Annotated in this window: 19 protein-coding genes; 4 read left to right on the forward strand and 15 right to left on the reverse strand. The window is 35.8% G+C overall.

Annotated elements, in window-relative coordinates; translation table 11 throughout:
• Positions 1–19: 19 nt before the first annotated feature.
• The 3 genes from gcvH to FDO66_RS10020 all read right to left on the reverse strand — a co-directional run bounded on the left by gcvH (position 20) and on the right by FDO66_RS10020 (position 2196).
• A complete protein-coding gene (gene gcvH, locus FDO66_RS10010; RefSeq protein ID WP_141432516.1) occupies positions 20–403 on the reverse strand; it encodes a glycine cleavage system protein GcvH in 384 nt (127 codons plus the stop codon).
• A 78-nt stretch (positions 404–481) separates the two neighbouring features.
• Positions 482–838 carry an arsenate reductase family protein gene (locus FDO66_RS10015; protein ID WP_141432517.1) on the reverse strand — a complete coding sequence of 119 codons (357 nt, stop codon included), beginning with the start codon at positions 836–838 and terminating at the stop codon, positions 482–484.
• Positions 839–1020: 182 nt separating this feature from the next.
• Positions 1021–2196, reverse strand: a complete 1176-nt coding sequence (locus tag FDO66_RS10020; protein WP_141432518.1) for an acetyl-CoA C-acetyltransferase — start codon at positions 2194–2196, stop codon at positions 1021–1023.
• A 169-nt stretch (positions 2197–2365) separates the two neighbouring features.
• Between FDO66_RS10020 and FDO66_RS10025 the strand changes: the two genes are divergently transcribed.
• On the forward strand, positions 2366–2638 hold the full coding sequence (locus tag FDO66_RS10025; RefSeq protein WP_141432519.1) for a hypothetical protein: 273 nt from the start codon (positions 2366–2368) through the stop codon (positions 2636–2638).
• A 39-nt stretch (positions 2639–2677) separates the two neighbouring features.
• Positions 2678–3019 (forward strand): spore coat protein, encoded by a 342-nt coding sequence (locus FDO66_RS10030; RefSeq protein WP_141432520.1) that lies wholly within the window; start codon positions 2678–2680, stop codon positions 3017–3019.
• A gap of 288 nt (positions 3020–3307) precedes the next feature.
• Here the strand turns inward: FDO66_RS10030 and FDO66_RS10035 are convergent, their stop codons facing one another.
• From FDO66_RS10035 to FDO66_RS10045, 3 genes are read right to left on the reverse strand one after another with little or no spacing between them, the layout of a single operon-like run.
• Positions 3308–4126 carry an ABC transporter ATP-binding protein gene (locus FDO66_RS10035; RefSeq protein ID WP_141432521.1) on the reverse strand — a complete coding sequence of 273 codons (819 nt, stop codon included), beginning with the start codon at positions 4124–4126 and terminating at the stop codon, positions 3308–3310.
• Between the two features lie 31 nt (positions 4127–4157).
• Positions 4158–5213: a FecCD family ABC transporter permease gene (locus tag FDO66_RS10040; RefSeq protein ID WP_141432522.1), complete on the reverse strand. Its 1056-nt coding sequence runs from the start codon at positions 5211–5213 to the stop codon at positions 4158–4160.
• Entirely contained in the window at positions 5210–6211 is a 1002-nt protein-coding gene (locus tag FDO66_RS10045) for a FecCD family ABC transporter permease (RefSeq protein WP_141432523.1), read from the reverse strand. Before FDO66_RS10045 ends, FDO66_RS10040 begins: the two co-directional genes overlap by 4 nt.
• A gap of 331 nt (positions 6212–6542) precedes the next feature.
• On the opposite strand from FDO66_RS10045, the gene FDO66_RS10050 reads away from it, so the two are divergent.
• Entirely contained in the window at positions 6543–7529 is a 987-nt protein-coding gene (locus FDO66_RS10050) for an ABC transporter substrate-binding protein (protein WP_141432524.1), read from the forward strand.
• 367 nt (positions 7530–7896) lie between these two features.
• Here FDO66_RS10050 and rodA read toward each other — a convergent pair whose 3' ends face one another.
• From rodA to FDO66_RS10065, 3 genes are all read right to left on the reverse strand, one after another.
• The gene (rodA, locus tag FDO66_RS10055) at positions 7897–9066 is read right to left on the reverse strand and encodes a rod shape-determining protein RodA (protein ID WP_141432525.1); all 1170 of its coding nucleotides are present in this window, start codon (positions 9064–9066) and stop codon (positions 7897–7899) included.
• Between the two features lie 276 nt (positions 9067–9342).
• Entirely contained in the window at positions 9343–10092 is a 750-nt protein-coding gene (locus FDO66_RS10060; protein ID WP_141432526.1) for a FixH family protein, read from the reverse strand.
• 578 nt (positions 10093–10670) lie between these two features.
• Complete coding sequence (locus tag FDO66_RS10065) at positions 10671–11636, reverse strand: phosphoglycerate dehydrogenase (RefSeq protein WP_141432527.1); 966 nt, start codon at positions 11634–11636, stop codon at positions 10671–10673.
• A 387-nt stretch (positions 11637–12023) separates the two neighbouring features.
• Here FDO66_RS10065 and FDO66_RS10070 point away from each other — a divergent pair, with 387 nt between their 5' ends.
• Positions 12024–13409 (forward strand): methyl-accepting chemotaxis protein, encoded by a 1386-nt coding sequence (locus FDO66_RS10070; RefSeq protein WP_141432528.1) that lies wholly within the window; start codon positions 12024–12026, stop codon positions 13407–13409.
• A 100-nt stretch (positions 13410–13509) separates the two neighbouring features.
• On the opposite strand, the gene FDO66_RS10075 is transcribed toward FDO66_RS10070, so the two are convergent.
• From FDO66_RS10075 to FDO66_RS10100, 6 genes are all read right to left on the reverse strand, one after another.
• Positions 13510–13977 (reverse strand): Lrp/AsnC family transcriptional regulator, encoded by a 468-nt coding sequence (locus FDO66_RS10075; RefSeq protein ID WP_181444525.1) that lies wholly within the window; start codon positions 13975–13977, stop codon positions 13510–13512.
• Positions 13978–14074: 97 nt separating this feature from the next.
• The gene (locus FDO66_RS10080) at positions 14075–14929 is read right to left on the reverse strand and encodes a GNAT family N-acetyltransferase (protein WP_141432530.1); all 855 of its coding nucleotides are present in this window, start codon (positions 14927–14929) and stop codon (positions 14075–14077) included.
• Positions 14930–15077: 148 nt separating this feature from the next.
• On the reverse strand, positions 15078–16772 hold the full coding sequence (locus tag FDO66_RS10085; protein WP_220095167.1) for a DUF6044 family protein: 1695 nt from the start codon (positions 16770–16772) through the stop codon (positions 15078–15080).
• Positions 16773–16849: 77 nt separating this feature from the next.
• A complete protein-coding gene (locus FDO66_RS10090; protein WP_141432531.1) occupies positions 16850–17842 on the reverse strand; it encodes a glycosyltransferase family 2 protein in 993 nt (330 codons plus the stop codon).
• A 184-nt stretch (positions 17843–18026) separates the two neighbouring features.
• A complete protein-coding gene (locus FDO66_RS10095; protein WP_141432532.1) occupies positions 18027–18602 on the reverse strand; it encodes a nitroreductase family protein in 576 nt (191 codons plus the stop codon).
• Between the two features lie 344 nt (positions 18603–18946).
• Positions 18947–19696 (reverse strand): glucose 1-dehydrogenase, encoded by a 750-nt coding sequence (locus FDO66_RS10100; protein WP_141432533.1) that lies wholly within the window; start codon positions 19694–19696, stop codon positions 18947–18949.
• Positions 19697–19748: the final 52 nt, after the last annotated feature.

Genomic DNA, 19748 nt, shown 5'->3' on the forward strand with positions numbered 1-19748 from the left:
GGCGTCTTCAGAAGACAAATTAATCCTCTTTTGTCATTTCTTCATACTGTTCAGCTGTCATAAGATTGTCAAGCTCAGATATATCAGAAGGCTCAATCACAATCATCCAAGCCTTATCATAAGGGGATTCATTCACAAATTCAGGATTATCATTTAACTCTTCGTTTACCTCAACTACTTTTCCACTAACTGGAGCATATAACTCAGAAACCGTTTTTACAGATTCCACACTTCCAAATGGCTCATCAGCTTTCACTTCATCTCCAACTTCTGGAAGCTCAACAAAAACAATATCCCCTAGTTCAGATTGAGCAAAATAAGTAATACCCACTCGGACATTTTCTCCCTCTGTCTTTACCCATTCATGTTCTTCAGAATATTTTAATTCATTTGGTATACTCATTTTATTGTCCTCCATCATTTTTATTCATATAAAAAGAGCCTTCATCCAATGCATTTTCATTAAATGAATGGTTCATTTTTAAAGCCAAGCTTCTTTAAAATCCTCTTCCTTAAAGCCTACGGTGACTTTTTGACCATTTGTAACAATGGGACGCTTAATTAGCATTCCATCAGTAGACAAAATATCAAGCAGCTCTTCATCAGTCGCTGTTTTCACTTTATCCTTTATGCCTAACTCACGATATTTTTGTCCACTTGTATTAAATAGCTTCTTCACTTCAAATCCACTTTTTGTATACAAATGTGCAAGATCATCACGAGAAGGAGGGTTCTCTACAATATGTATTTCATTATATGATAAATGATTTTCATCAAGCCATTTTTTCGCTTTACGGCATGTACCACATTTTGGGTACCAATAAAAAGTTAAAGACATTCTATCACCACCCTATACACTATGTTCATTTTTCCAACCTTGATAACATCATAATCACACTCAAAAAAATAATTCGACTTTTTTCTCTTAATTCCTGCTTACAAATAAATTTAAACGAGGCAAGCGTAAAAGTAAAGTAGGAAACGTATCAGGAGCCCTAGCTAAGCAGATTAAAAATATAATTATAACAGCTCAAAAACACCCGCAGCTCCCATCCCTCCTCCAACACACATAGAAACGACGCCAAATTGTTCATCCCTTCTTTTCATTTCATGAAGAATCGTTAATGTAAGCTTCGTGCCGGTGCAGCCTAAAGGATGCCCAAGTGCGATCGCACCGCCATTTACGTTTACTTTTTCTTCATCTATCTTCAATTCACGGATGACTTGTAAGGCTTGGGATGCGAAGGCCTCATTAATTTCAAATAGTCCAATATTTGCAATCTTTAAACCAGCAAGTTTAATTGCTTTAGGAATAGCTGCAATAGGACCAATCCCCATTAATTGCGGAGGAACTCCACTGACAGCGAAGGAACGAAATTTCGCTAATGGCTTTAATCCTAAAGTTTTTGCTTTTTCATGCTCCATGATCATCACTGCTGCCGCGCCGTCACTCATTTGTGAGGAATTCCCTGCCGTTACCGTTCCATTTTCTGAAAAAGCAGGTTTAAGTGTGCTAAGAATATCCAAATTTGTAGTTGGACGAACACCTTCATCTTGAGAAAAGTTGATATTGTTCACAATATCGAGTCCATTTTTGCTGTCAGAGTGTAATGAAGTATCTACTGGGACGATTTCAGTATTAAATTTCCCTTTTTCTAACGCTTTTGCTGCTTTTTGATGGCTATGGACTGCAAACATATCTTGTTCTTCTCTTGATATATTATACATTTCTGCCACCTTCTCAGCTGTTTGTCCCATCGACATATAATATTCAGGTGCTGTTTTTAAAAGAGTTGGATTTAATTTTGTTACATGACCTAACATAGGAACTAAGCTCATCGATTCAGCTCCCCCTGCAATTACTGTATCAGCAAGTCCAAGCATAATTCTTTCAGCAGCATAAGCGATTGCTTGCAGACCTGAAGAACAGTATCGATTAATTGTAATAGCTGGAACCGAATAAGATAATCCTGCGAGTGCTCCAATGTTACGAGCCATATTCAATCCTTGTTCGGCTTCGGGAGTTGAGCAGCCAATAATCAAATCATCAATCTCTCCTGAATAGTTCCCCGCTCTGCGAAGGGTTTCTTTCACAACGATTGCACCTAAATCATCTGGTCGAACACGAGCAAGTGTCCCTTTTTTTGCTTTCCCAACTGGTGTTCGTGCCCCCGATACAATGACAGCTTCTTTCATTTTATGGAACTCCCTTCTATACTTTAAGACTAATCTCATCCACATCTTTTTTCTATACTATATGCTGAAATTTTCTTGAATAGGAGAACAAATATTAAGGAAAGATATGTCCGAAGAGCATTTAAAATGTAAAATTATTGCTCATAAATTCATTCTAGGAGGAAAAAAGATGCAACAGCAAGGTATGATGAATCAAGGGCAAATGGGGATGATTTCTGAACCGCCGAACATCATTTCTACAAAGGATCAGTTATACTTACATGATATGCTTTCTTGGAATTTGCTTGCGATGAAAAAAGCGCATTTTTATGCAGCACAATGCCAAGATCAAGAATTAAAACAAGAATTTGATAAGTGTGGACAGATGCATCAAAGACACTATCAACAACTACTTACACACGTAAATTCACAAACCAATGTAAGAAACAATCTTCAGCAATAGCATTTAGACATACATCTTACTAAAAAGGAGTTTAATTTGATGAATCAAAATCAGCAAACCATTCAAAATCCTAAGATACAAACCCCAAATACACCGCAAATGAATGAACGGGATTTTACAAATGATTTATTATCAACAGAAAAATACCTATCTGATTCCTATAGCATTTTTTTAAATGAGGCAAGCCATCAATCCTTATACCAAGATGCTCTTTCCATATATACAGAAACGCAAAATTCACAACGAGACTTATTTAATTTAATGTTTAAAAAAGGATGGTATAAGCTCGAAGCAGCCGATCAACAAAAATTACAGCAAATGTATCAACAATTCCAAAAATACACTACTCAATTTCCATATGGAAATCAACCAATGCAATAAGAAAAGCGTAAGTGCCTTTATCAGCCCTGAAGAAAAATGTTCTCATGACTCAAAAAGTGTTTTTTACTTTTAGAGGCATAAGGTTATTTTTCACAAGGGCTAGGCACTGAAGCTAGACAATAAGAAAAGCGGCCGACTAAGAGCGCCACGTCCTGTGGCAACGTCGGCACTAGTACATCCTGTACGTCGTAAGTGCCTTGATCAGCCCTGACAAGCAAAAAAAGAACTGGTGGTGAAGGTGTTTCATACCTTCACCACCAGTTCTTTTATGTATATTTCGGATCTAAATTAAGAGTTAACAGCCTCCGTTAAAATACATCTTCCTTTTCCATATGGGATACAAAGCGGCGTTCCAAATAATGGATCCATTGTTACTTGACATTCCATTCCAAAAACGTTTTTCACTAAGTTGCAATTCACAACGATTTCAGGTCTTCCTTGTGCATAAATCTGTTTATCTTTAATTGCCACAATATTATGTGCATAACGGCATGCTAAATTTAAATCATGAAGCACCATTACAATTGTTCTGTTCTCTTTTTCATTAAGCTCAAAAAGTAAATCGAGAATTTCAATTTGATGTGTCATATCTAAATAAGTAGTAGGTTCGTCAAGAAGAATAATATCCGTGTCCTGTGCGAGTGTCATCGCAATCCATGCTCTTTGACGCTGTCCACCCGATAAAGAATCTACTGCACGATCCTTTAAATGTTCTAATCCTGTCGCTGCTAATGCAGCCTGAACCTTCTCTTCATCCTGTTTTGTCCATTGTTTCAGCCAAGTTTGATAAGGGTATCTCCCCTGCTTCACAAGCTGAAGAACCGTTAATCCTTCTGGTGCTGTTGGGGATTGTGGAAGGATAGCCATTTTTCTTGCTACATCTTTTGTTGAAAGCTTAGCGATCGCTTCTCCCTCAAGTAAAACAGAACCAGATTTAGGTTTTAACAACCTGGCAATCGAACGCAGCAATGTTGATTTTCCACATCCATTGCCCCCTATAAAGACTGTCACCTCTCCTTTTGGAATCTTTAAGTCAAGCTCATCAATAATAATCGTATCCCCATAGGAAAGTGTTAATTTTTCCGTTGCTATCGTAGGCTTAGTCATCTTGATCTCTCCTTTTCAATATTGTGATTCCTTAAGAATTTCGAGTCTTATACAATAAGTAAATAAAATACGGCGCTCCAATACCAGCTGTAAAAACACCAGCAGGTATTTCCAAAGGTGAAAAAAACGTTCTGCCAATTAAATCTGCCAGCATCACTAATATTCCTCCGATTAATGCTGCAATAGCGCACAAAGAACCAAAAGAAGAACCTACAAGCTTCCGAGCGATATGAGGTGCCATTAATCCAACAAAACCAATTCCTCCACCAAATGCAACTGCTCCACCAACAAGACCAGTACTGATTAATAAAAGAAGCAATCTCTGCCTTTGAACAGAAACGCCTACACCTGTAGCCATTTCATCGCCTAATCCTTGAATATTCACATTTCTCGATAAAAATAAAGATAACAAAATGAAAAGAAGTGTCCAAGGAACGATGATATACACGCTGCTCCATTTTGATCCATATACTGTTCCTGTAATCCACATATTCGCCTGGCTTGCTTGTGTGATTGGTCCTAATATTATCAACAAAGTCGTCAATGCCTGCATTAAATACGAAATTCCTATCCCAATCAGAACAAGTCGAAAAGGAGAAGCCCCTTTTTTCCATGATAAAAAATAAATAAGGATGGTTACACCCACCGCACCAATAAAAGCAGCTAATGGCAGCCAATTAATACTTACCGTTAAAGCATTGTTTTTATCACTAAATAACGCTAAAAAACCAACTACTGCAACGGAGGCACCAGTTGTAATTCCTAAAACATCTGGGGAAGCAAGGGGATTTCTAATCATTCCTTGGAGAATTGCTCCAGCAACCGCCAAAGCCATCCCGACAATTAATGCTACGATAATTCGAGGCAGACGAAAGGATTGGACGACAAGACGATTCATTTCTGAGCCTCCACCAAAAAAAACCTTTAATACTGCAAGAGGACTCATTTTCAATTCACCTGTTCCAGTGCTAATAACAAAAAGAAAAACGGTTAAAAAAAGGAAAATCCCAAAAATAATCAATGTTTTCAAATCTATTAAAAATGATATTTTTCCGTTAAACATTCGAAAATTCTTATTCATACTCATGATCCTTTGAACTCCCTCCTTGCAATAAATACAAAAAATGGAGTTCCGATAATAGCCGTCATAACCCCTACAGGTACTTCCTGCGGCATTATAATATAGCGTGCTCCAATATCAGCACATAAAAGTAAAATTGCTCCAAGTACACCTGAATAAGGAATTACCCAACGATGATTAATGCCTATAATAGCTCTTGAAATATGAGGAATCATTATTCCAATAAAGCCTATAGGTCCAGATAAAGCAACTGATCCTCCAGCTAATAGAATAACGATCAACCCCATCATCAGCTTAACAACGCCGATCTTTATCCCCAATCCCTTTGCTACATCTTCTCCCATCGCTAATACATTCATTTTCCCTGCGATAAGACATGCAGAAAGCCAGCCAATCACAAGATAAGGGAGCACTTCCATCATTGTGTTTAACTTTCTTCCTTGAACAGAACCAGCCAACCAAAATAACACTTGATCTAATACAGCTTCATTAAGTACAAGGAGGCCTTGGGAAAAAGATGCAAACATGGCACTCAATGCTGCACCTGCCAACGTTAGCTTTAAAGGGGTCAATCCTTCTCTTCCTAAGGATCCAATCAAGTAAACAGTAATGGCCGCGATGGCAGCACCTAGAAATGATACTAAAGTAAAAACTTTCATACTGTTTATTGAAAATAAGGTTACGATAAGAACGACCGCAAAGCTGGCACCACCATTTATTCCCAATACACTAGGGGAAGCAAGCGGGTTTTTCGTTAAGGTTTGCATAATGGCACCGGCAATAGCCAAGCTCGCCCCAACAATAGCTGCTATTAACGCTCTCGGCAAGCGGACTGTTTTGATAATGATATGTTCATTTGAGCCATCAAAATTGTTAAACGCTTGAAGTGCCATTTTCCATGTTGTGTTCGTATATCCATAAATGATGCTTGCGCAAATAAGAAAAATAAGTATAAATACCAAAAAAATAAAGAAAATCCATTTTGTTTTTAAACTTGATATCATAGAGAACCTCTGTTTTTAGACACATAAAGATTTATCCCGCATTAACGGGCAGTAAGACCCCACTGTTTGAAGCTTCACTTTATCTTTAAGTCTATTGTAATCACTATTATCTGTCAATGAGTTTGAGAATCATTTTCAAATACTTTTTTTGCTTTTTATTTTCTGCAAATCTATTCTTTCTTTTTCTCATAATAGAAAGAATAGAAGCCTTTATTATTTTAAAGTAATGAAAACATTATCATTTTATATATTGACATCTCACATAACTACAACTATGATGTTATTGTTGATAATGATTATCAATAACAACTACAATGGAGGATTACATAAAATGAAGATTACAAAACTTTTATTTTCAATTTTTGCTATTTTCGCTCTGCTTCTTGTTGCAGCTTGTGGAAATACTAATCAAGCAACCAATGATAAAAAAGAAAACAAGCATAAAGAAGAAACTAGCTACTCGGTAACACACGCAATGGGTACTGCTACTCTAGAAAAAACACCTAAACGAATTGTTGTTCTTACAAACGAGGGAACAGAAGCTTTATTATCGATGGGTGTAAAACCAGTTGGTGCAGTTCAATCATGGCTTGGCGATCCTTGGTATGATCATATTAAAAATGATATGAAGGGTGTTGAAGTAGTAGGGGTTGAGCATGAGGTAAATTTAGAAAAAATCGCTAGTTTAAAACCAGATTTAATTATCGGAAGTAAGATTCGTCAAGAAGCAGTTTACGATAAATTATCAGCAATAGCACCTACCGTGTTATCGGAAACATTAAGAGGAGATTGGAAAGAGAACTTTAAATTATATGCTAAGGCTATAAACCGTGAAGAAGAAGGAAATAAGGTCCTTAGCAAATTTGATCAACATGTGGAAGAAGTCAAACAAAAGCTTGGAGACCAAGTCAATAAAGAAGTATCTGTCGTTCGTTTCATGGCTGGAACTACACGCATCTATTATACAGATTCCTTTTCTGGCGTTATTTTTGATCAATTAGGCTTTAAACGTGCTGCACAACAAGAAGCACTCTTTACGGATAGCAACAAGCTTGGAAAGCTGGCAATCGAGGTAGGAAAAGAAGTTATCCCAAAAATGGATGGTGACTTGTTGTTTTACTTCACCTACGCTCCAGAAGAAGACCAAAAAGCATTATCTACTGAAAAAGAGTGGACAAGCGATCCATTATGGAAAAATTTAAACGCTGTAAAGAATGGACATGCATACAGTGTCAATGATGCAACGTGGAATACAGCAGGCGGAGTTCTTTCTGCTAATATTATGCTAGATGATATTGAAAAATTATTAGTGAAATAAGGCATCTTGAACCTAAATATACAGAACTCTGCTTACTTTAGCTGAGTTTTTTTAACAGAAAAAACCTGACTTGCTGAAATGGCACAAGTCAGGTTTTGTTTTAAAAAGGCTGTTTTCGTATAGATTGTTGCTTTTAAACGCGCAGCCTGCATACACTTCGCTTTCCGTGGGCGAGCGTCAAGCCTCCTCGTCGCATACGCTCCTGCGGGGTCTCGCCTTTCTCGCATTCCCACAGGAGTCTACGTGTATGCAGGCTGCTCTGAAACGTTTCTCCCAATGTTTTTTTATGTTAAAAGCAACAAACTTTGAGAAAACAGCCTTTAAAAAAGAATAATTTTTTATTGATAGACCGGTGCCTTGCGCTTTTCTATTCTTCATTTGAAAACATATATTTTTTAGAATGATAGCGAATGGAGAATATTAAGCTGATCGCAAGCATATTTCCCATTAATGAACTACCACCATAACTAATAAATGGAAGCGGGATTCCTGTGATCGGTAACAAACCAATTGTCATTCCGATATTTTGAAAGACATGGAAGGTTATCATACTGATGACCCCTACACATAAATAAGAATAATAGTCATTTTTCGTTTCCATGCCAACCTTTGTAATATGGTAAATTAGTAAGAAAAATAGACTAATTAAAACACTTGCACCAAGAAAACCGAACTCTTCACCCACAATACTGAAGATAAAATCAGTATGACTTTCTGGCAAATAAACCTCTCTTGTTCCCATTCCTTTCCCGGTTGTCTCTCCTGAACCTATCGCTAAAAGCGATTTTGTTAATTGATAACCAGTTGTGCTTTGATAATTATATGGATCAATCCAGGAATAAATCCTTCCGAACTGGTACTCTTTTACACCTAAATACTTCTCTAAAATATCAGGATGCCAAAGAACAAAGTAAAGCACTGTAGAAATGATAAAAATTCCTGATCCTAGTGCAGGAACAATAATTTTCCATGATACACCAGAAATAAAAATCATTCCGAGCATAATTGCTAGAAAAACTAAGGATGTCCCTAAATCTGGCTGCTGCATGACAAGCAAGAGTGGGATTAAAGTGACCAATCCAATTTTACCAAGAAGCCATAAGTCCGTTTTGATTGTTTTTATTAAGTTCTTTTGATGATGATCTGTAATGATTCTTGATAAAGCTAATATGATAAATACTTTCACAAATTCAGAAGGCTGCAAAGAACCCATCCCTGGAAAGATAAACCAGCTTTTGGCTCCATTTCGAACTGGGGCTATGCTGTCAGGTGCAATAATTAAAAATAATAGCAGCAGAATTCCAAATCCATAAGCATACCATGATAACTTTTTTAATTGATCGGAATCAAAAGAAATCACCCCAACGATAAAGCCTGATCCAACGATATACCAAACAATTTGCTTCACAAGAAAATTCTCACTATATTGACCCGTTGTCTGTGCACTGTAGATCGCTACACAGCTAGCAATAAACAAAAGCATTAATATTAAAACTAAACCCCAATCGAGCTTAGATGTCTTATTATTTGTAGTCATTTTCCAATCTCCTTTAAAGGAAAAAACAAAGTAGTAGTACTGTACAATACTCTATTATATTTTTAATGCACTTAAATCACAACAATAGAAACAAGAATGGGTTTATTTTTCAATTAGAAAAGCACAAGCGCCCTTGCTCATCGACGTAAAGTGCTGGACTGAAATTTAATGTAGTTTATGATCCGAGCGCCTAGGCGCTGCAGCTAGACATCAGTCTACCTTAATAGTAAAAATGGGAGATGACGCTATTTACAAGCGAAATCTCCCATTGCAAGCTTACTCAACTATAATTTCTTTCGGATAATGATCGTGGATTCCTTCATCATTTTCAACATGAATTTTTATCGTATACTTCCCTTTATCTAGAAAGGTATATTTCCCAGCATAAGTACCAGCATTTTCTTCATTCGTTTCAACCCATTTGATCGTCTTGTCACCGTTTAACAAGATTTCATAGCGCACTTTTGCATTGGTTAATGGCGCTCCATCTTTTTTTAAATCGACGATCAAATTTAACTCTTGGTTTACGTGATAATGGTTTAAATCGTGAAATTCAAAAGCAACATCTTCATGGTGATGATGCTCCTCTCCTTGATGATTCGCCTCATCACTTTCCCCATGTTCATGCTCTTCTATGACGTTTTGGCCAATTTGAATGGTCGTTTTAGGCATTGCATGCATACTTCTTGCTGTCACATGAACTTGAACAAAATAGTTTCCTTCTTCTTGAAGACTAGTCTCTGTTTGATAGATTCCTTTTCCTTTATGATTTGCATCAAGTGTTAGGCTATCTCCCTTTTTTCCATCCTTCCAAATTTCAAACTCCACTTCTTTTGCGTCATCAACCTTTTTTTGATCTTGTGTAATCTCTGCTGATATGGTGATATTTTGATCTACTCCTGCTTGCTTTGGCACATTCAGTTTGACTTCAATTGGTTTAGGACTGCTTCCCTGTCCTGATTCATTCTGACCACAAGCAACTAGAAGAAATGTGCTTAATAGGATAGAAATCACTATTTTTTTCAAATCTATTCCCTCACTTGATTATTGTATTATTGCTACTCGAGATAAAATTATCTATCATTTTATAGTCTAAATCAAGTAAACAGTTTTCTGATCAGAGAACTATTGGCTGCATAAAAAATAGCAGTATTAGTACAATCCATAACTTGTACTAATACTGCTCAAATAAAAATAAGGAGGTAATGGGGTTACGGTAAAAAACAGTTGTAGTGACCGTATTAACTAAACATGTCAAACAAGCTGTCTTCTAATAATGTAATATGTATTATTTTAAAAAAAGTGTAGGCTTAGTCAACTTTTTTTATAAAAAAAGGCTATTTGTCTATTTGTATTTTATGTATAAAAAACAAAAAAGAGGACAACACTATAGCTAGAAAGTGTAATCCCCCTTTTTCGACCTCTTAATGAGGTCTTTTTTTTTATTAAATAATAATACGGATTTATAAAGATAGTCTTGGTCAGCTCTGTCAGCAATTTATCCCGAATTAACGGGCAGTAAGACCCCATCTCAAGATTATGAGTGTAAACGAGAAATCCAAGGTGAGGGATAAAAGAACCCCCCATTGACTGTTAGTTGAACCTTATTTTTTCAGTGAAGCCAATAAATCTCCGTTAACTACATTGGTTAATGGCTGATGTTTTAAAAAGCTGCGTATATTATTAACTGTAATTTCTCCAATCTTATAAGCACATTCATAAGTTGAACCACCTATATGCGGAGTCCCAATCACATTTGGCAGCTGTGCAAATTCAAGATTTGGCGGTTCTGTTTTAAAAACATCTAGTGCTGCCCCACCGATTTGATTCTTTTTCAAAACTTCCATCAATGCATCTTCATCAATAATGTTCCCGCGTGAAATATTTATTAAAAATGCGGTTTTCTTCATCAAATTAAGATTATCTTTATTTATTAAATGAAAGGTAGAAGGTTTTAAAGAGGTACTGATGATAATGAAGTCGGAAGACGCTAAAAGCTCCTCTAATTCCACAAAATTTACATTCCATTTCTTTGCTTCTTCATCATTTTTGTATTGACCATAGGCTAATATATCCATTTCAAAGCCATAGGCTCTTTTTGCTAATTTCTGTCCTATTGTTCCAAAACCAATGATCCCTAGTGTCTTTCCTTCTAAATCATGCCCAAGCATGATTTCCCAAAGACCATTCTTCACACTCTCATTGGATTGAGGGATGTTTCTACTTGCAGAAAGCATTAATCCAAATGCGAGCTCTGCAACAGCTGAAGCATTTTGACCAGGAGCATTTGTAACGAGAATTCCCTTTTGAGAAGCATAATCAAGATCAATATTGTCTAACCCGGTACCAAATTTAACGATATATTTTAATTTAGGAGCAGCATCTATAACCTTTTTATCAATTTTATCGACACCAGTAATATAGATATCTATATCTTTTATAATGTCAGTTATATCCGATTTCCCCGAGATTCTATAAGTTAAATCAATACCAAGATCTTGTATATCTTTTATAAATGGCAAATCAGCATGATAAAAAGCAGTCCCTAATGTTAATAAGGCCTTGACCATATGCATTCCCTCCTAGTTGCCATATTTTTTTACTACTCAAATGGTCTTGTGTAAATACTTTTATACATAAGAAGAATTCAGATCATCAACTAACCAGCCCCTATATCCATAGTAGATATAGATTTCCATAATACTTTACCTTTTTACACAAAAGTATTTATTATATTATCCTATATGTCTGATTATTTATCATTAATTTTGTTAGAAATTCTTACAAAGTTAATTTCACAAATTTACAATAAGGTAAATAAAGGAATAGTTATAGTATAATAGTTGTTTAAAAAATGATATTAGTTCTTTTTACCTATATATTACATTAATATCAAACGAGTAAAATTGATCATATAGTCGCATTAAAACTTCATAAGTGCTTAAAAAGGGGGATAAATGGTGTTATTAAAGATGCAGAAACGAAGGAAAAAAAGCAAACCAGTTGAAGCAATAAATTCTAAAACAACCAAGCATGAAAACATTAATGGTAATGTACAAGTGGCTGTGGATCAGTTAAGGGGAGTTGTAGAGCAAATGAAGCTTGCTGCTCTTTTGCTTAATCAAACATCTGAATCTAGTAAGGAAAAAACACAGGACTTAATGGACCATAGCGAAAAGACTGTGGAATATACTGTACAGGTTTCAGAAAAAATGCGAGGGATTGAAACATCTGCTCTAAAAATTTCTTCAATATCGGAAGATATACACTCAAACAGCCAAGCATCTTATGAAGAGCTCATTCACTCTTGGCAAGTATTAAGCGACCTCCAAAATAGATTTAATCAAATACATGAAAGTCATTTTACCCTATTGAAACAAATGGATCGTCTTGTTCAACATTCACAGCAAATCAATCATATCATCCAAATCATTGGTTCTATTTCACAACGCACAAAAATATTAGCTTTAAATGCATCTATAGAGGCTGCACGAGCTGGTGAACATGGACGAGGATTTTCAGTTGTTGCTAAGGAAGTAGGGGATTTAGCCCAACAAACCTCTCAAGCCGTACAAAATACAAATGAAAATATAAGCATCATTCAAAAAGAGATTACTCAAACAACAAAAATGGTCAATCTTGAAACAGAACAAGTTAAAAACGGGGCAAAAGAACTTTTAAATACGCTTGAGCTCTTAGAAAAATTTAAAGAAAACTTAAGCGGAATTACATCAATGGTATCGGACTCCACACAAGCAGTAAGCGAACAGACAGGGAACGTACAAGAAATTGCTTCACTGCTAGATCAAATATCAAAAATGGCGATCAACAATAAAGACAATGTTTTCCAAACCATTATTGATTTGGATAAGCAGCACGGAAGCATTGAAGATATATTGTCCATCAGTCATTCCTTGAATTCTACTTCTGATGAACTGCAAGGCATTATTCAAATGGAACAGACGACTGAAACCATTCAAATAGATCAAGCCATTATTGACCACATGAAAAATAAATTGGCTCAATTATCTCATTCATCTCAATTGGGACAAATGACCTCTGAACAACACAAAGTATCGTTAAATATTTTCCTAGAGCAACATTCAGGCTTAGAAGCAATTTGGTCTAATCGACTTGATGGAACTTTTATTTATTCTAATCCTAAAGCCGGTTTGGTAAATGCAAAAGCAAGAAGGTGGTTTAAAGAGGCAAGCAAAGGACAGTACTATGTTTCTAAAGTTTACACTTCCGCTTTAACAAAAAACTCATGTATAACTATTTCAGCTCCGATTATTCAAGATCAAGTTGTGATTGGTGTAGTTGGTGTCGATTTATCAATTTAACAAAGGGACTTCCCTTTTCAATGAATATTCATTTTGCCCACTTTTTCCACTTCTTTTTTTGAAAAAAATAGACTTAAAGAGAATCTCCATCTCTTTAAGTCTATTCATGAAAATGAGTAGGTTGAAGCGGAACTTCCATCGTTTCTTTTATTGTATCCATCACGATCGTTGTTTTTGTCCTTACAATTCCAGGAAGATTTTTGATTTCAAAGCTAATCACACGATCTAAGTCCTTTGTATTTTTACAGCGGATTTTTAATAGATAATCACCATCACCAGCGGTATGATGGCACTCCTGTATTTCACTGAGATTTTTTACTATTTCTAAGAAGGCTTCTCTATGCTGAGGTCGATCTAAAGTAACAGACACGAAAGCTGTGCATTCACATCCAACACTTTCTGTATCAATAAATGCTGTATACCCTTTTATCACTCCTCGTTCGACTAAACGATTAACTCGCTCTGCAGTAGCTGGTGCTGACAACCCAATTTCAACAGCTAAATCAGCCCATCTCACTCTTGCGTTTTTCATTAAAGCTTGTAAAATTTTGTGATCAAAAGTATCCAACACTCGTTCACCTTCAATTTTTTGACTTGTTCTTATTGTAATTTACTAAGAAAATGAATTCAAATAGGAACCTATTTCATTCCATCATACTTTTCTTTCATTGATCATGGTTAAAAACAACAACATTTGTATCGATAACAGGGTCATACCCAATTTCCATATAAATTTTATTCGACGTAGGATAATCAAGATCTGTAAAGAGACTCACAGTTTGATAGCCTTGCAGTAACATAAGCTGGCTTAAGGAAGATACACAGTTCGTGGCATAACCATTTTTCCGTTCTGCCATTGGAGTAAATACATAATTAATCGTTATATTTGTTTTTGTCGGTCTCGTAGCATTCGCCATTGACACAATACGTCCATCTTTTTCCCAAGCATAAAGCCTTCCCTTTTCAAACGTGACTTTCGCAAGCAGCTTTGCTTCATTGATCGTTATCGGGAGATTTACTTCCTCGCAGAATTGATAGAGCCAATCCCGAATAATGGACAGCTCTTCTTTGTTAATTTTCCGCAAATATCCTTGTGAATCCGCCGGCTTCTTCACATGCTTAAGCTTATAAATCCTTTGTCTCATTTCAATCTTATAATGAACTTGCTTGATGTGCGAAAGCTGTTCTGCTAATTTCATAACCAGGCTTTTCTCGCCAATAAAACCGGGTAGCTCACATAAGACTTTACTCATTTTAACAGCGACCATCTCAATCTCACTATCAGAAAGAGGATCCATTTGAGCGAAAAGAATTTTTTTCATTGGATCCGTTTGCAGAAAAACAAGCTTGATCTGATGATCAAACCTACTGACAGCCATTACAACTGGCAAAGGGCTTTCTTCGTCAATATTTTGCAGCAAACCTAGCAATAAACTATTCTTGATTTCATCCTTTTCCAATATAGGAATTACATCATTCTTAAATGGTTGTAGATGATCATATTGAATAAAGCTTAGCATTCTTTAAGTCCTCCTGCTTGAATTAAACATAGAAACAGAAACTAATCTTATTTAAGATAAGGAAATTTTTCCACTTTAACCATAGTATACATTAAAACAACTGTTCATTTTATCATTATATTTTTTTACGACATCTCTTTGAAACTCTTTAATTTAACCGATAAAGATAAATCCTCCAATAAGAGGTCTTTGATTGAAAGACTTTTTCTAAAACTAAATGATTCTCTTGCGCATTTTCGATCGGTACAGCTGAAAAGATATAAGTACCTCCCATACTTTTTAGTTGATTCGTGTTAAGCTGTAAGTGGTTTATTTTTTTTGTTGAATGCTTGGAATACATATAATTTTTTCCTAATTCATTTACAAAAACATAGCACCTTCCACCCCATTCATCAAAATATTTCTCTAATTTTTCATTTTTGTCCAGCTCTGGGGCAATGATTTTACGAAATTGATGCTTATAAGCAAGCGGATAAAAATTACTATATGTATCCAACGTATAAAAACCATTGTACTGCGCAATATTTGGATGAATGCCAATACTAATAACTCGATATTGATCGACAGGCATGTCAATATAACTTTTTATTTCCTCAAATTCCTTTTTAGCGAAATATTCTCGATAAGAAGGCTGGTTATGATAAGCAACCTGCTCATTAAAGGGGATAAGAACGCATATTTGTGCAATAAGAAAAAAGATAACAACTCTCTTTCCTCTTTTTCCGCTACTCCATAACAATTTTAATGATAGGGCAAATAAAACATAAATAACAACAGGTCTTAAATAATGAAAGCGTGCAAAATTAAACGAGGTTAATAGAGTAGATTTTTCCTTTAATGGCTGCCATCCTTTATAGAACCAGAATGCGTACCATAATGATAAAAGCACATTCAATAGATGCAGCCCTATAAATAACTTTTCCTTTTTCCAGCTTCTATTTTTTAAAACAATCCATAAACCGTACAAAGACAAAGGAAGAATGATCACAAATGATACTGTCATATCTTGATTATGACTTAATACATAGTTTTTAAGAGCTAGTTTAAGTGTTTGTAAAAGATCCAGCTTTGATTCATAAAATTCGGATCGATTTGTTTGTACACCTGGAATAAGCATGGAAGCTACCAACCGATAGTCAATGGCTAAATATAAAATCGTCATATACCCAAGTGCAATAAGCATCCTAATATTCCATTTTTTTGTTCGAATCAAATCCACTAGCCACCAGACACCAAGCGCTGCTAAAAAAAAGAAAAAACCTAGGACAAAGGTGGATAGAAAGGGAAGGCAAGTTAAAACCATTACGTTTTTCCAAGTCTTTTCACCCTGTCTAATATTTAAAAATGCCCATAAGGCAATGGGCATACCGAGTATACTAAGCATTCCTGATGGCCAATACGGAGTAAGTGAAAACGTTAACGAGACTCCAATTGTAAGGATGGAAACGTCATCCTTCTTTATCACATGCTTTTTCAAAAGCAAGTACATGCCTACAAATGCTACCACTCTTGTTATAAGCTGACATAGTCCGTAGGCAAACATCGGTGGAAAAATACTAAACAACACAACCATTCCGTAAAACTGCGAATAAAAGGAGTCCCTTGATAGCCCTCCATTCATGACTTGCTTAATCGGCGCTTGAAGCGGCCCAAATAGCTGGCCGCTTTCCTTTAATACCTTATACCATCCCAAATTTGAGTCAAGGTTATCTTGGACCCTAACATGAGCATTTTCCCCAAGGATAAAATAAGGGGCTACCCATCCAATAATGATGAACAACGCCCCTCCAATCAACATACTTCTTTTATTCTGTTTTTTTATCTTCGCAATCCTTCTTATCATAAAATCTATCATTATTAGCTTACCTTAGCTTTCTTTATTTTCTTTCTATTGCCATGTCCCAATTCAAAACTGAACGCTTATACATGCACCTTAGAAATTGCTCTTGCCCTTTCTTCTACTTTTAGATTCATCGTTTCTTCAATGATATAACGAGGTCTCCGCTTTACCTCTTCATAGATTTTTCCTATATATTCTCCAATGAGACCAATACTTAAGAGGAGCAATCCTCCAATAAACCAAAGAGAAATCATCATGGACGCCCACCCTGACTCAGTATGCCCAAGCATTTTTTCAAGGAGGACATACCCTCCAGCTATTACACTGATAAAGGAAGCAATAAAACCAAACATCGTAATAAGGCGAATTGGTTTTACACTAAAAGATGTAATGCCATCAAGGGCAAAAGCCAACATTTTTGCTAATGGATATTTTGATTCACCCGCTGCTCTTTCTTTACGGTCATAATAAACCTTAGTAGTTTTAAATCCAACTAATGGAACAATACCACGGAGAAAAAGATTCGTTTCCTTGAATCTCATCATTTCATTAATCGAACGCTTACTCATAAGTCGATAATCAGCATGATTATAAATAATGGGGATACCTAATTTTTTCATCATTTGATAGAATCCTAATGCTGTTGTTCTTTTTAAAAAAGTATCCGTCTCTCTTTTTTTCCTCACTCCGTAAACAACTTCATATCCTTCAAGATATTTAGCAATAAAATCATGGATAATCGTTACATCATCCTGTAAATCGGCATCTACGGAAATGATACAATCTGCAAATTTTGAAGCTTCTTCTAATCCAGATAACAATGCTTTTTGATGGCCAAAATTACGAGATAGCTTTAAGCCACTCACTGCCACATCATAACGGCAAGCCTCGACAATTTTATCCCACGTATGATCATGACTACCATCGTCCACAAAAAGCAATTGACTTCGTGGATCAATCAATCTTTCACTAATTAACGATTGAAGTACTTTTTTCAATTGTAAATAGGTAAGCGAAAAAACCTCTTCCTCGTTATAACAAGGAATAACAATAGAGACGATCGGCTGTTTCATAATGCTCCTCTTTTCTATAAAGGCTTATATCTTATATTGACTCTCTATGATTAAAAAAGGTTCATATTTTTGTAAAGAAAATATTAAAAAATTCCTTAATTTAGAAAAAGCCAAAAGCACTGAGCCCTCCTAGAATCGATATCTAAAAACGCTCAGTGCCTTATTCTTTTTTGTTTTTATTCATCTAAATCGTGTCAATCCAGGTGGTCACCTCATCTAATGGCTTCCTCTTTCCCTTAAGCTGTTTCATATTCGGATATCCAAGATAAATAAAGCCAACTACCTCTCCATCCTCTGGCAAGTTAAATAAAGAGCTTACTTCAGGAGCATAGCAAACATCGCCAGTTCTCCAAACTGCTCCTAATCCTAGGGCATGAGCAGCTAGAAGGATGTTTTGACAAGCTGCATGAACCGCAGCATACTCTTCTTGTACAAAGACTTTATTATTTTTGGTTGGTTGAACAGCAGCAACAATGACAACAGGCGCCCTTAACGGTTTGTTTTTTTCTTTATCTATCACTTTTTGACTTTCTTCACTGTCTGGATCGTGCAGGCTCTTAATTTTAATAGAAGCAAGTGTTTCACCAAGCTTTTTTCGTCCATCTCCAGTTAAAACAAAAAATCTCCAAGGCTCCGTTCGATGATGATTTGGCGCCCATGTACCTGCTTCAAGGATCTTTTCAATTAGCTCTTTTGGGACAGGATTTTGTTGTACGACTCCAATACTTCTTCTTGTTTTTATTGCATCAAACAGATCCAATTTTTCACCTTCTTCTATTAAATAAATAAGAAACTTAACCTTATTTTATACCTTTGAGAAAACAATGGTCATCTTAAACGATTCTTTTCTAAAAGGTATCAATTTTTATCCCGCATTAACGGTCAGTAAGCCCCCCCCACCTCAAGGTTATGGGTGTAAACGAGAAATCCTAGGTGAGGGATGAAGCAGACAAAAGCGTAACGTCCTGTCGCATTATCTGCTTCCTTTACGTTTGCCCCCCTCACTAATTGAAGTTTTACTTTATAGTAGTGTATGATGCTAACTTTACTTTTCTTCCTTATATTTATTAAGAATCTAGATTTGATATTTGTGTGATACTCGTTCTATTCCTCGTAAATCATTTTTTTCGTCATTCCTCCATCAATCACAAGGTTGATTCCATTTATAAATTCATTTTCTTCAGTTGTTAAATAAAGGCATGCTCTTGCAATATCGCTCGGTTTTCCAACTCGTTTTGACAAGTGCTGCTCATGATCAATAGCTCTTAATTCTGAATAATTTCCTGTTTCAATCCATCCTGGAGAAATGGAATTAACTGTGATTTTGTTATTGCTAAATGAGGCTGCTAAAGCATGAGTTAATGCTACTATGCCGCCTTTTGAAGCAGCATACGATTCTGTCTGTTGTTCAGACATAAGGGCACGAGTGGATGCAATATTAACAATGGCACCGCCTTTTTCGTTTTTCCGAATGTATTTTGCGGCTTCACGGGAACAAAGGAAGATACTTCTTAAATTAGTGTTTATAACATCATCCCACTCTTCTAGCGTTAATTCATAAGGTGATTTTCTTATCATTTTCCCGACATTATTAATTAAAATATCGATTGTGCCATAATACTGTTTCGTTTTCTCCATTAAACGAATGATGTCATCTTCGTTTCTAATATCTGTTTTTATAAACACGACTTCGTTACTTTGTTCTTTGAGTTGTGTGGCTATAGCATTTCCTGCTTTTTCATCAATATCGGCCAGTACAACCTTTGCTCCTTTTTCAGCATAAGCAATTGCGATAGCTTGGCCAATTCCGTTGGCAGCACCTGTAACAATGACCGTCTTTTTTATAAAAGACATAGGAGTGCTCCTTTCTTTGTCTTTTTGACCTAGAAAAGTAAATTAAATTTGG

This window comes from Bacillus sp. 03113, from assembly GCF_006546985.1.
GTDB lineage: Bacteria > Bacillota > Bacilli > Bacillales > Cytobacillaceae > VATK01.

What these genes read in the sequence shown, in the direction of transcription:
- FDO66_RS10050 (WP_141432524.1), top strand. Translation starts at nt 6,543, where the DNA reads ATGAAGATTACAAAACTTTTATTTTCAATTTTTGCTATTTTCGCTCTG.
- FDO66_RS10070 (WP_141432528.1), top strand. Translation starts at nt 12,024, where the DNA reads ATGGTGTTATTAAAGATGCAGAAACGAAGGAAAAAAAGCAAACCAGTT.
- FDO66_RS10035 (WP_141432521.1), bottom strand. Translation starts at nt 4,126, where the DNA reads ATGACTAAGCCTACGATAGCAACGGAAAAATTAACACTTTCCTATGGG.
- FDO66_RS10020 (WP_141432518.1), bottom strand. Translation starts at nt 2,196, where the DNA reads ATGAAAGAAGCTGTCATTGTATCGGGGGCACGAACACCAGTTGGGAAA.
- gcvH (WP_141432516.1), bottom strand. Translation starts at nt 403, where the DNA reads ATGAGTATACCAAATGAATTAAAATATTCTGAAGAACATGAATGGGTA.
- FDO66_RS10040 (WP_141432522.1), bottom strand. Translation starts at nt 5,213, where the DNA reads ATGAGTATGAATAAGAATTTTCGAATGTTTAACGGAAAAATATCATTT.
- rodA (WP_141432525.1), bottom strand. Translation starts at nt 9,066, where the DNA reads ATGACTACAAATAATAAGACATCTAAGCTCGATTGGGGTTTAGTTTTA.
- FDO66_RS10030 (WP_141432520.1), top strand. Translation starts at nt 2,678, where the DNA reads ATGAATCAAAATCAGCAAACCATTCAAAATCCTAAGATACAAACCCCA.
- FDO66_RS10100 (WP_141432533.1), bottom strand. Translation starts at nt 19,696, where the DNA reads ATGTCTTTTATAAAAAAGACGGTCATTGTTACAGGTGCTGCCAACGGA.
- FDO66_RS10045 (WP_141432523.1), bottom strand. Translation starts at nt 6,211, where the DNA reads ATGATATCAAGTTTAAAAACAAAATGGATTTTCTTTATTTTTTTGGTA.
- FDO66_RS10085 (WP_220095167.1), bottom strand. Translation starts at nt 16,772, where the DNA reads ATGATAAGAAGGATTGCGAAGATAAAAAAACAGAATAAAAGAAGTATG.
- FDO66_RS10025 (WP_141432519.1), top strand. Translation starts at nt 2,366, where the DNA reads ATGCAACAGCAAGGTATGATGAATCAAGGGCAAATGGGGATGATTTCT.
- FDO66_RS10090 (WP_141432531.1), bottom strand. Translation starts at nt 17,842, where the DNA reads ATGAAACAGCCGATCGTCTCTATTGTTATTCCTTGTTATAACGAGGAA.
- FDO66_RS10080 (WP_141432530.1), bottom strand. Translation starts at nt 14,929, where the DNA reads ATGCTAAGCTTTATTCAATATGATCATCTACAACCATTTAAGAATGAT.
- FDO66_RS10065 (WP_141432527.1), bottom strand. Translation starts at nt 11,636, where the DNA reads ATGGTCAAGGCCTTATTAACATTAGGGACTGCTTTTTATCATGCTGAT.
- FDO66_RS10015 (WP_141432517.1), bottom strand. Translation starts at nt 838, where the DNA reads ATGTCTTTAACTTTTTATTGGTACCCAAAATGTGGTACATGCCGTAAA.